12 protein-coding genes are annotated in these 12,515 nt (G+C 48.7%); 3 read left to right on the top strand and 9 right to left on the bottom strand.

Features of this window, described 5'->3' with window-relative positions:
* Positions 1-345 (bottom strand): flagellar motor protein MotB (locus A3751_RS01595; RefSeq protein WP_304438992.1); only part of this gene is annotated, 345 nt, incomplete at its 3' end.
* A 17-nt stretch (positions 346-362) separates the two neighbouring features.
* Positions 363-1,121 carry a flagellar motor protein PomA gene (gene pomA, locus A3751_RS01590; RefSeq protein ID WP_068451424.1) on the bottom strand — a complete coding sequence of 253 codons (759 nt, stop codon included), beginning with the start codon at positions 1,119-1,121 and terminating at the stop codon, positions 363-365.
* 259 nt (positions 1,122-1,380) lie between these two features.
* On the opposite strand from pomA, the gene A3751_RS01585 reads away from it, so the two are divergent.
* From A3751_RS01585 to dxs, 3 genes are all read left to right on the top strand, one after another.
* Entirely contained in the window at positions 1,381-1,641 is a 261-nt protein-coding gene (locus A3751_RS01585; protein ID WP_068451431.1) for an exodeoxyribonuclease VII small subunit, read from the top strand.
* 10 nt (positions 1,642-1,651) lie between these two features.
* Positions 1,652-2,539 carry a polyprenyl synthetase family protein gene (locus tag A3751_RS01580; RefSeq protein WP_068451420.1) on the top strand — a complete coding sequence of 296 codons (888 nt, stop codon included), beginning with the start codon at positions 1,652-1,654 and terminating at the stop codon, positions 2,537-2,539.
* 92 nt (positions 2,540-2,631) lie between these two features.
* Entirely contained in the window at positions 2,632-4,572 is a 1,941-nt protein-coding gene (dxs, locus tag A3751_RS01575) for a 1-deoxy-D-xylulose-5-phosphate synthase (RefSeq protein ID WP_068451417.1), read from the top strand.
* A gap of 43 nt (positions 4,573-4,615) precedes the next feature.
* Here the strand turns inward: dxs and ribA are convergent, their stop codons facing one another.
* The 7 genes from ribA to A3751_RS01540 form a co-directional block, all read right to left on the bottom strand.
* Positions 4,616-5,230 carry a GTP cyclohydrolase II gene (gene ribA / locus A3751_RS01570; RefSeq protein WP_068451414.1) on the bottom strand — a complete coding sequence of 205 codons (615 nt, stop codon included), beginning with the start codon at positions 5,228-5,230 and terminating at the stop codon, positions 4,616-4,618.
* A 77-nt stretch (positions 5,231-5,307) separates the two neighbouring features.
* A complete protein-coding gene (gene moaA / locus A3751_RS01565; protein WP_082862989.1) occupies positions 5,308-6,345 on the bottom strand; it encodes a GTP 3',8-cyclase MoaA in 1,038 nt (345 codons plus the stop codon).
* Positions 6,346-6,414: 69 nt separating this feature from the next.
* Positions 6,415-6,930 (bottom strand): cyclic pyranopterin monophosphate synthase MoaC, encoded by a 516-nt coding sequence (gene moaC, locus A3751_RS01560; RefSeq protein ID WP_068451411.1) that lies wholly within the window; start codon positions 6,928-6,930, stop codon positions 6,415-6,417.
* A complete protein-coding gene (locus A3751_RS01555) occupies positions 6,923-7,924 on the bottom strand; it encodes a Nudix family hydrolase (protein WP_068451408.1) in 1,002 nt (333 codons plus the stop codon). The genes moaC and A3751_RS01555 overlap by 8 nt, the downstream gene beginning before the upstream one ends.
* 2 nt (positions 7,925-7,926) lie before the next feature.
* Positions 7,927-9,162: a bifunctional glutamate N-acetyltransferase/amino-acid acetyltransferase ArgJ gene (argJ, locus tag A3751_RS01550; protein ID WP_068451405.1), complete on the bottom strand. Its 1,236-nt coding sequence runs from the start codon at positions 9,160-9,162 to the stop codon at positions 7,927-7,929.
* Positions 9,163-9,191: 29 nt separating this feature from the next.
* On the bottom strand, positions 9,192-11,927 hold the full coding sequence (gene secA / locus A3751_RS01545) for a preprotein translocase subunit SecA (protein WP_068451401.1): 2,736 nt from the start codon (positions 11,925-11,927) through the stop codon (positions 9,192-9,194).
* A 198-nt stretch (positions 11,928-12,125) separates the two neighbouring features.
* Positions 12,126-12,515: M23 family metallopeptidase (locus A3751_RS01540; protein ID WP_156492170.1), on the bottom strand; the 390-nt coding region annotated here is incomplete at its 5' end.

Below are 12,515 nucleotides of genomic sequence, written 5' to 3'. Positions count from 1 at the left end.
CTTCTCAACTGGCTGATCACACATTAACTCAAGAGAGGTCTGATTCGGATCTGTGGTCTGCTGCATCACCGTTTTGATTGGAGTCGGCTCCGGCTTGCCCGGCGAAAACTCCAGAGCAACGACGCTGGTTCCGGTTGGAACCTGATTCAGCTCAACCTGCTTTTGCACGCCAAACGCTTCGCGCATCGAACCAGCAAGACGCTTAAACTTTAAAACATCCATTTCAGCAAAAGAAAGTAGCAAGACAAAAAAGCACATCAATAGCGACATTAAGTCAGCAAAGGTTCCCATCCATGCTGGCAACCCCGGTTTACACTCTTCGCATTCTTTTTCTTCTTCAGACATCAGAGCTTGCCGCCAACTTATTCTTCTTGGGTTTCACGGCTACCCTCAGAAAGGTAGTTGCGTAACATCATCTCAATAACACGAGGGTTCTGCCCCGCCTGAATGGCCATTATCGCATCAATCGACATACTCTTTATCAAGCTCTCCTCCGCCATGCGAAGCTTCAGCTTGTCAGCGAAAGGAATCGCTACCATATTGGCAAGCATTGCTCCATATAAAGTAGTCAGCAATGCAACAGCCATTGCGGGTCCAATCGATTTCGGGTCATCCATATTCGATAACATAGCGACCAAACCAATCAGAGTCCCGATCATACCCATTGCAGGTGCGACATCACCTAGCGCCTCCCAGACCCTAGATCCGACCTTGTGGCGATCTACTGCTTGATTCTTGTCTTTCACCAGTAGATTGCGAACGACGTCCGCCTCATGACCGTCGATGAGCAAGCCAATTCCCCGCTTCAGGAAATCATTGGAAATCTCCTTACCCTCAAGTGCCAACAACCCACCTTTTCGAGCCTCATCCGCGAGTTCTTTTACATTCGCAATCAGCTCCTCAGGCGAGTCCAGCTTGAACATAAATGCTTTAGCAACCGTTTTCGTTGCTCCGAGAAACTGCCCGAGAGAGAATTTCATCATGCAAACAAGCAAGGAACCAACAATCACGATGAGAATAGAGGGCACATCGACGAACATGCCTAACGAGCCACCAAGCACCATTGCAAAAACAACAATGGCAAAGCCGCCTAAAAGTCCTACTAGGGTAGCGAGATCCAAACTTTCAGTCCCTCTAAAAAATCAAAGTTATCTTTAATTATTCGGCAAACCGCAAGAAAAAAGCAGGTTCAACGAAATGGAAACAGTGGTTATACTTAGCGCCAAGTTTTTTGACTTGTCGAGCGCAAACTTTACGCAAGCCATGAGTTTTCAAAGCGAGCCCTCAGCATCCAAAAGTGTAGACCTAAATGGCACATTTTCACGAGATGTTTTTAATCAGCCGCATCAAAAATGCAATAAACCGGATAAAAAGATCACTATGCCGAACCAGAACGACTCAGCACTGAATGACTTCGAAGAGTCTCTTGAGCAACTTGAGGCCATTGTTGAAAGAATGGAGAAAGGCGAGCTTTCTCTAGAACAATCGCTGGAGGCGTTCGAACAGGGCGTTAAATTAACACGTAACTGCCAACAAACTCTACGCAAAGCAGAACAACGCGTGAATGAACTTTTGGAAGAGAACGGCGAATTAAAGAAAGTACCCTTCAACTCTGAGGACGACCAGAGCCAGACAGTATAAGACGATAAAAATGAACAAACCCGCGTTTTTCGACGTATATCGGGCTGAAATCGATACAGCTCTGTCTCGCTTTCTTGATCAAACGAGCACAAGCGATGCAAGGCTCACCAATGCTATGCGCTACAGTTTGCTGCTAGGCGGCAAACGCATTCGACCAATGCTTTGTCTAGCCACCGCAAAAGCGTTAGGCACAGATTCTAACAAAGCACTGCATGCAGCCTGCTCATTGGAGTTCATCCATGCTTACTCGTTGGTTCATGACGATCTACCAGCCATGGACGATGACGCACTTCGCAGAGGACAGGCGACGTGCCATATCGCTTTTGATGAAGCAACAGCGATATTAACCGGTGATGCACTTCAAACCTCGGCCTTTCATTTACTCACACTGGATGACTTTCAACAATCAGACTCGGTCAAGTTAGCCCTAGTAGCCGAACTCGCTCAAGCAAGTGGTGGGCGTGGAATGGTTTTGGGGCAAGCCATCGATCTCTCTGCCGTAGGCAACTTGCTCAGTTTGGAAGACTTGGAGCACATGCATCAACATAAAACAGGAAAACTGATTGAATCAGCTGTGGTGATGGGTGCTCTTTGCGGATCTGCAAATACGACCTCTGTCGACGCACTGAAAAAGTACGCGAAAGCGCTAGGCCTCGCATTTCAAGTTCAGGACGACATTCTCGATGTTACCGGTGATACCCAAACCATCGGCAAGTCCGCTGGGGCGGACAAAGCACTAAACAAGCCCACCTACGTTTCACTACTTGGACTTGGCGGCGCCCAAGATAAGTTAGCGAGCCTATACGAAACATGCCTCTCTTGCCTAGAAGATCTCACTGACAGCGATACCTCAGAACTTAAAGCCATCGCCCAGTATGTAATAGAGCGCGAACACTGAATCTACTTCCAGACAAAGCAAGTATAATTAGCACTGAAGACATTATACTTTCTGGTATACTGCGCCACTGATTAAACCTGATAGCGACACCGATGTACGATCTTCATACTTTTAACGAAATTCCAACTGAGCGCCCCTTCACTCCGCTGCTCGATAAGATCGATTCGCCTCATCAGCTGCGCCTGTTATCTCAAGAACAATTGTTTCGACTGTGCTTTGAGCTTCGACACTTCTTACTTTTTAGCGTCGGCCAATCTGGCGGCCACTTTGGTGCAGGGTTAGGCGTTGTGGAGCTCACAGCCGCACTGCATTATGTTTTTAATACCCCGGATGACAGAATCGTTTGGGATGTCGGCCATCAGGCTTATCCCCATAAAATACTCACTGGGCGTCGCGATGACATGACGCGCATTCGCCAACAAAATGGTCCAGCAGCGTTTCCAACTCGCAGCGAGAGCGAATACGACACCTTTGGCGTTGGTCACTCCAGTACCTCCATCAGCGCAGCTCTCGGAATGGCCCTTGCCGCGAAGCACAAAGGTGAAAAGCGCCGATCTATTGCCGTCATCGGTGACGGGGCACTTACTGCGGGAATGGCCTTTGAGGCACTCAGTCATGCCGGCGACATCGCCCCCGACCTTTTGGTCATATTGAACGACAACGACATGTCGATATCGAACAATGTTGGTGGTCTTAAAAACCATTTAGCACAAATTCTATCGAGTAAAGCTTACAATCAGGTGCGCGATGGCAGTAAACGTGTACTCAGCAACACACCCGGCCTTATGGAGTTTGCACGCAAAACTGAAGAGCACGTTAAGGGCTTAATGGCGCCGGGAACCTTATTTGAAGAGCTGGGTTTTAACTACATTGGTCCAATTGATGGCCATGACATGCCAGTGCTGCTGCAAACACTTGAAAACATGAAGCACTTGAGTGGACCACAGTTTCTTCATGTCGTCACCAAGAAAGGCCGTGGCTTTGCTCCAGCAGAATCAGATCCCATTGGCTATCATGCAATAAATAAAATCGAGGCCAGTGCAAAGCCGGCACCCCAAAGTGTGCCGACACCGATCATCAAACCAAGCTATTCAAACATTTTTGGTCAATGGATCTGCGATGCAGCAGAACTAGATGAGCGAGTCGTCGGAATCACACCAGCGATGAAAGAAGGCTCAGATCTCATTGCATTTGCGCAACGCTTTCCTGATCGCTACTACGACGTTGCAATAGCAGAACAACACGCGGTGACCCTTGCAGCCGGCATGGCTTGTGAAGGAATGAAACCAGTGGTCGCAATCTACTCTACGTTTCTTCAACGCGGCTACGACCAATTGGTACATGACGTTGCTGTTCAAAATCTAGATGTAACTTTCGCGATCGACCGAGCAGGCTTGGTTGGTGCAGACGGACCAACTCATGCGGGAGCGTTTGATCTCTCGTTCATGCGCTGCATTCCTAATATGCTTATCATGGCGCCATCCGACGAAAACGAATGTCGGCAGATGCTTCACACTGCGCTTGCACACAAAGGTCCTAGCGCTGTGCGCTATCCACGAGGTAAAGGGCCGGGCGTCAAAATTGAGCAGGAGCTGAACATTCTAGAAATCGGCCAATCCCGTACTGTTCGTGACGGCTCAAAAGTGGCTATTTTATCGTTTGGTGCCCTGCTACCTGCAGCACAAGCCGCAGCTGAAAAATTTGATGCAACCGTGATCGACATGCGCTTCGTGAAACCTTTGGATACACAAGCAATTATTCAGGCTTGTGAAAGTCATGATCTGATCGTCACCTTAGAAGAAAACGCGATCGCAGGCGGTGCAGGTGCAGGCGTTGCCGAGTTTATGCACCAGAAAGGCATTGGACCCGATATTATGATACTTGGCTTGCCAGATACATTCATCGATCATGGACGACCTGAGGTCTTACTCGCCGAATGCGGGCTTGATGAAAAGGGTATATTGAGTAGCATTGAAGCTCGCCTCTCAGCTCAGAAAGGCTCGCTGATTTCACCGGTCATTCAGTCTATTTAGCCGCCGTTTCAAACGACTAAACGGGGCCTAGACGCCTAGACGCCTAGACGCCTAGATCATCATCCTGATGCGACTTAAGCCAGTGCCCTAGCTTGCTCGCCTTTGTCGTCAGGTAGCCATCATTGTGTGGGTTTCGCCCTACTTCTAGAGGCAAACGCTCTACGATTCTGACTCCTACCAACTCTAGCGCCTTCACCTTGCGAGGATTGTTGGTCATCAACCTTAGCGCATCGATACCCAGGTGCTGCAGCATTGGTCCACAGATAGAATAGTCTCTCATGTCCGCTGCAAATCCCAACTTCTCATTCGCTTCTACCGTATCCGCACCCTGGTCTTGAAGATGATAGGCGCGAATTTTATTGAGCAATCCGATTCCGCGACCTTCTTGGCGCAAATACATCAAAACGCCGCGCCCCTCATTCGCGATACTTTGTAAGGCCTGCTCTAATTGAAAACCACAATCACAACGTAAGCTGAAAAGACCATCCCCTGTAAGACATTCTGAATGCGTGCGCGCAAGAACAGGCTCGCCATTACCGACATCTCCCAAGCTAAGCAGCACGTGCTCTTGGCCGGTTTCAACTTCCTCGAAGCCATGCATATCGAACACCGCGAAAGGCGTAGGAAGCTGGCAACTTTCAACAAAACGAACGCTCACAAAGTATCCTCAAAAAAAAAGGCTGCGCATTGTATCACAATCTTAGACGTGACCTGCAGCAATACAATGGCGTTGACTCAGCCGCCAGTTGTATTCATGAACCGCACAATTTGGGGGGCACTTTCTAAATCAAAATGATGCTTTTCGGGCTTCAAATCCATCGCGGCGATAATGGCCTCTTTTAGCACACGTATGTCGCCCGGATGCTCTCTAACGACCTTTTTTAAATCCGCGGAGTGCTCATTCCCAAGACACAGCAGGAGCTGCCCTTCAGCGGTGACTCTGACACGATTACAATCAGCGCAAAAGTTCTCGCTATGAGGAGAAATAAAGCCAATTCGACTTTCATAAGGCCTGCCCCCCCCTTTATCCGAAATAGCGAAATAGCGCGATGGGCCATCCGTCTGCACCCCACCATTCAATGGCAACAAAGCATATCGCTCACCGATCAGTGCACGAAGCCCTGCACTACTCAAAAAAGTCTCCTTTCGCGAGTGCTCCGAGATTACACCTAATGGCATTTCCTCAATGAAACTAAGGTCTATGCCCTTACGTAAGGCATAATCAACAAGCGATAAAACCTCACTCTCATTACGCCCATTGAGTACCACCGCATTAAGTTTGATTCGCTCAAAACCTGCATCAATTGCAGCATCAATACCCGTAAGAACTTTTTGAAGATTACCTGTGCGCGTCAATTCTCGAAACTTGTCTTCATCTAAGCTATCGAGACTGACATTCAAACGCCGTACTCCGGCAGACTTCAGCTCTTGTGCGAGCGTTGAAAGCTGAGACCCATTCGTGGTCATAACAAGCTCATCAAGACCAGGTATCGCGGCAATGTCTGCACATAGCCTTGTTATTCCGCTGCGTACTAGAGGCTCTCCACCAGTAAGACGGATCTTCTGAACTCCAAGCTCAACAAAAGCCCGCGCGACTAGCTCCATCTCTTCCAGAGTAAGCACTTCGCTGCGCGGTACAAACGTCATTTCTTCATCCATGCAATAGACACAACGAAAATCACAACGATCTGTCACGGACATACGAACGTAGCTCACGCTCCGCCCAAAGCGATCCACGAGTCTGGTTTGTTGCCTACTAATCATGTCGGCCATAGGAGCTTCTGTTATCCAAACGAATCGAGCGAAGTTGAATCAACAACGCGCAAAGTCTTCTTTAATCTTTTAAGCTGTTGGCTCGTTAGCACTGCCAATTTGAGGGGCATAATAACTTCCGCTTTTTCCACCATGCTTCTCGAGCAGCCGCACACCATCAAGCACCATCGCCTTGTCAACCGCTTTACACATATCGTAAACCGTTAGACCGGCAACACTGACGGCGGTTAACGCCTCCATTTCAACGCCAGTTTGGGCATCCAGCTTACAGCGTGAAACAATTCGTAAGATGCCTTTGTCGCCTTTCTTTTCAGGTTCAAAATCAATAGTGACCGAACTAAGGTTAAGACCGTGACACAATGGAATAAGTTCCGAACACTTCTTTGCCGCCATAATGCCTGCGACACGACATACGGCAAGCACATCGCCCTTTTGGATTTGATCGCTCATAATGAGGTCAAGTGTACTTGCCTCCATTTGAACGAAGCCCTCAGCAATTGCAACACGCCCAGTCACGGCTTTATCAGAGACGTCAACCATATGCGCATTCCCTGAGGCGTTTACATGGGTAAGCTTACTAGTCATTCAACTTGTCCTCTAAAGAAGAGATCATCTTTTGCCAGGCACGAATAGCAGCAATACCTTGCGCTCCGCTATTCACAGCCGCACTCATATCGGCCTGATCTAGACCGCCAAGCGCGTAAACCGGCATACCACAGCGCGCGACCATTTTCTGGAATGCCTCAAAACCAATACCGCTCTGCTCAGGGTGCGAGGCCGTCATTTGAACCGGGGACAGCAATGCGTAGTGCATCCCTAATGACTCGGCCATCGCAAGCTCCTCTGCATTATGGCACGAAGCACCAATGAGATTTGGAAGAACAGCGACTGGATCAGCAGCCAACATGTTTAGCGAGCGAGTACTAAGATGCCACGCACAATCTTCTGGCAAATTTTTCAAAACGGATAAATCACGATTCCAGATTAACTGGCATTGCCGACCATTGTGAAACTCTTCAAGCAGTTTGTGGGCCCACTCGAGATAAGTGGCATCATCAAGCTGAGGCTGTCGAACCTGAACAAGCGAGAAACCAAAAGCCATTGCATTTCTGATATACGAAACAAAGGCCTCATACGATCCAAGCTCTGGGGTAATGAGGTATTTTCTGGGTAAGTTTACCGCTCGAATAATTGGAATGTTTGCAGCAGGAAACTCAAAGGTATGCAGCAGATCGGGAGACACCCACCGCAGAGGCTGACCTTCCCGGCCGTAGGGCTCGCCTTCATAGCGATCAACAAACCAGACATCGAGCAAAACATGCTTATCTGAATAGTCATGCCGAATCTCAATTAGAGGCTCAAGCGCTTCGGGCGTGACGACAATACCGAGCTCTTCTTCGAGTTCGCGCTTTAAAGCTTGTTGCACTGTCTCGCCGGCTTCGACCTTGCCTCCGGGAAACTCCCATAAACCGCCTTGATGCACATCACGAGCACGTTTTGTAATCAAAACTTGTGTTGATCCAGCACTATCTTTTCGAATAACAGCAACGACAACGTGGACGCGTTTCTGCAAAGACATACTTAGGATCGGTAGTCAGCGTTTATAGTGACATAGTCGTGAGACAAATCGGTCGTCCAAACGGTCTCTGAAACAGAGCCTCGGGCGAGCTCAAACCGAATCAAAATGTCTTCCTGATTGACCACCTCCTGACCCGCCTCTTCGGTGTAAGTGCTGGCCCGCCCACCCTTTGCAACCAAAAGGACATCGTTTAGAAAAATTCGTACAGCATCCAATTCAAGATGTTCGATTGGAGCGCGACCCAATGCAGCCAATATTCGCCCCCAATTTGGATCAGAAGCAAACAACGCAGTTTTCACCAAAGGCGAATGGGCTATCGTATAGGCTAAATCTAGCGCCTCTTTCTGGCTGGCGGCCTGATCAACCTGTATCGTGACAAACTTGGTTGCTCCCTCACCGTCACGCACAATGGCATGTGCAAGTGATTGATATACCTGTTTTAGTGCAGCCTTGAACCCGGCGAAATCGGTATCGGTCTCTGAAATTTCCGCTCGCTGCGCCTGCCCTGTCGCAATCAACATGCAAGCATCATTGGTAGATGTGTCTCCATCAACCGTAATTCGGTTAAAAGACTGATCAGCAAGTTCTTGAGATAGTTTATTTAGTAATTTCTGAGGAATATTTGCATCTGTCGCAACAAAGCACAGCATGGTAGCCATATTCGGCTTGATCATGCCCGCACCCTTACTGATACCATTGATCGTGATCTTTTGGCCTGCGTATTGGACTTCAACCGATGCGCCTTTTGGACGAGTGTCCGTCGTCATTATACCGCTTGCAGACTCCGCCCATCTCGACGCGGATAATGAAGCTTTTAGCTCTGGTATCGCCGCACATATTCGTTCACTGGCCAGAGGTTCACCAATAACGCCTGTTGAAAATGGTAAAACTCGCTCAGAGGACACACCAAATTGATCAGCAACAGCGGCACAGCAGTCATACGCATCATCGAACCCCTGCTGCCCTGTGCCCGCATTTGCATTGCCGGTATTAATTAACAAGTAAAACGGGGCTTGCGACTCGGATTGCTGGATCGCCTGCATATGCTCTTTGGCGATGTGGACCGGAGCAGCACAAAACGCATTTCGGGTATACACTCCTGACAGCCTAGCTCCGGCGTCAATTGAGAATAAAACTAGGTCTTTACGGTTTGCGTATCGGACCCCTGCTTCAACAACACCAATACGAACACCCTTTACTTCAGGCATATCGGGAAAGAAATCCGCACCAACCGCCATGTCTAACTCTCCGATCTAATACGTTCAGCCTAAGCCGTAACACGCCCGTGACATTGCTTATATTTCTTGCCGGAACCACAAGGGCAAGGTTCGTTTCGCCCGACTTTACGACCATCACGCGTCATCGGCTCCGACTTCGCTTCGGCACTCTCGGATGGGGCATCGTCGGTGCTTGAGTTGGCTTCGTCGTGCTGCGCTTGAGCCGCACCTAACTGGCGAGCAAGTTCCTCGCGACGCTGACGCTCAATCTCTTCAGCTTCTTCTTGCGACTGGATGCGGACGTGGCTCGTTACCTTAACAACCTCATGCTTGAGTTTACCTAACATGTCCTGAAACATTTCAAAGGCTTCGCGCTTGTATTCTTGCTTTGGATTTTTCTGTGCATAACTTCGTAAATGGATACCTTGTCTCAGGTGATCCATCGATGCGAGATGCTCTTTCCACAAAGTATCCAAAATATGCAAAAAGACTTGCTTCTCAAACGCTCGCATTGATTGTGCACCAGCAACGTCTTCTTTCTGCTGATACTCTGCGACAACAGCCGCCAGAATCTTTTCGCGCAAAGACTCTTCGTGCAGATTATCGTCTGCATCAAGCCATGCTTTTATTGGGAGTTCGACCGCAAAATCGGCCTTCAACGCCTGCTCAAGACCAGAGATATCCCACATGTCTTCAATACTTTGAGGAGGAATAAAATCACTAACGACTTCGTTTACTATCTCTTCGCGAACCGCCGCTACGATGTCACTAATATCGTCGCGCGCCATAATTTCATTGCGTTGCTCATATACGACAGTACGTTGGTCATTTGCTACATCATCGTATTCAAGCAAGGCCTTTCGGATATCAAAGTTACGCCCCTCGACCTTTCGCTGTGCCTTCTCTATCGCGTTACTCACCATCTTGTGCTCAATGGCTTCACCTTTATCCATTCCAAGCGCTTGCATGATGTTTCGTACCCGGTCAGAGGCAAATAAACGCATTAGGCTGTCTTCGAGTGACAAGAAGAAGCGCGTACTACCCGGGTCGCCTTGTCGACCAGACCGCCCTCGCAACTGGTTATCTATTCGACGAGATTCGTGGCGTTCCGTACCAAGGATATGAAGACCTCCAGCCTCTTTAACCGCTTGGTTACGCTCTTGCCATGCGGTTTTGATCTCCGCTACTTTTGCTTCGCTTGGATCTTTCAGCGCCTTGACTTCCGCCTCCCAATTACCGCCAAGCACGATATCTGTTCCACGCCCCGCCATGTTCGTCGCAATAGTGACTGTGCCAGGCATACCTGCCTGAGCAATGATTTGAGCTTCCTGCGCATGCTGCTTAGCATTTAGAACGCTATGCTTAATACCTGCTTTCTTGAGGAGTGCAGACAGATATTCAGAGGACTCGATACTTGCGGTACCAACCAGGACTGGGCGCTTCGCTGCGACGACCTCTTTTACCTCATCGATGATCGCTTGAAATTTCTCTTCCTGAGTAAGATAAACAAGATCATTATGATCAATACGCGCAACTGGCTTGTTGGTTGGAATAACGACAACATCCAGACCGTAGATTTGATTAAACTCATAGGCTTCGGTATCCGCCGTTCCGGTCATACCAGCCAGCTTTTGGTAAAGGCGGAAGAAATTCTGGAACGTAGTTGATGCAAGAGTCTGACTCTCAGCCTGGATAGCTAACCCTTCTTTCGCCTCAATTGCCTGATGCAAGCCCTCGCCCCAGCGACGACCCGCCATCGTTCGACCCGTGTGCTCATCTATGATAACAACCTGTTTATCCTGAATGATGTAATCTACATCTTTGTGATACAGGTGTTGCGCACGCAACGCAGACGCAGTGTGGTGAAGTAGAATCAAATTGGAAGGCGCGTAAAGGCTGTCGCCCTCTTCTAGCAAACCTTGATCAATAAATACTTGCTCGAGGTAACTCAATCCTGACTCTGTCACCTCAGCAGATTTCGCTTTCTCGTCCAGTATAAAATGACCGTCATCGACGGGCTTTCCGTCTTCACTCACTTCTGCCTGTGTCAACAAAGGAACAATTGCGCGAAGCGCTTTATATAATTTGGAGCTGTCTTGGGTCGGTCCGGAGATGACCAACGGCGTTCGCGCCTCATCGATCAAAATAGAGTCAACTTCGTCCACGATAGCGAAGTTCAACGCCCGCTGAGACTTCAGATCAGAGCTGAAAGCCATGTTGTCACGCAGATAATCAAAACCAAATTCGTTATTCGTACCATAGGTGATATCACATTGATAAGCCGCCTTCTTTTCCGCTGGCTCCTGACCTGAATGGACAACACCCACACTCAGGCCCAAGAAATTATAAAGTGGCTCCATCCATTTAGAGTCTCGCTTAGCGAGATAATCATTGACGGTTACAACATGCACGCCCTCACCGCTTAAGGCATTGAGGTAAACAGGCAACGTCGCTACCAACGTTTTACCTTCGCCCGTTCTCATCTCGGCAATTTTGCCATTGTGCAGAGCCATACCACCGATCAACTGCGTGTCAAAATGGCGCATAGACATGACGCGTTTTCCCGCTTCACGCGCGACAGCAAAAGCATCAGGTAACAGTTGATCTAGGCTCTCACCTTTCTGTAAGCGGTCTTTGAATTCTGCGGTTTTCGCTTTTAGCGCCTCATCGTCTAATGCTGCAAGCGCCTCTTCTTGAGCATTAATAAGAGCAACAACCTTGCCCATGCGTTTAAGCTCTCGCTTATTCTTGCTTCCGAAAAGCTTCGTTAGTGCGGATGAAAACATAAAGATCTACTGTGTTATTAATTCGTTTTTATGGATGAGATATTATTAGTGAGGTCTAAAGTTGGAAACTCAAGACGGCAGACTTCTCATTTACCGAATTGGACATTCTAAGTGATAAAAGTGTGCAGGCAAAGCCTCCGGGACAGGCATGCCAAGCTCGTCATGAAAAATTAAGAAAAGAGGAGGAGAAAGCGAGCGCTATCCGCGACTCGCACGATAAATAAACTTCTTAGGGTTTTCTGTTTTGCCATTTTTGAGCACTTCATAATGCACGTGCGGCCCGGTAGAACGACCTGTACTTCCCATTCTTGCAAGAACTTCACCTTTCTCAACGATATCACCGACCTTAACCAGAAGTTCTTTGCAGTGTGCGTATCGAGTCGTATACCCATCACCATGATTAACCTCGACAAGGTTGCCATAGCCATAGCGCGCGCCGGACCAAGTAACAACCCCTGCAGCAACCGAAATGATGTCACTCCCATCCTTGCCGGCAAAATCAACCCCTGCATGCCATGCTCGCTTCCCAGTGAAAGGGTCGCTGCGGTAGCCGTAGGGAGAGGACATCCATCCCCATTTTATCGGGCG

The sequence above is a fragment of the Oleiphilus sp. HI0080 genome, from assembly GCF_001635135.1.
The sequence above is the reverse complement of the archived record's forward strand: the minus strand, read 5'-3'. Positions and strand labels throughout refer to the sequence as shown.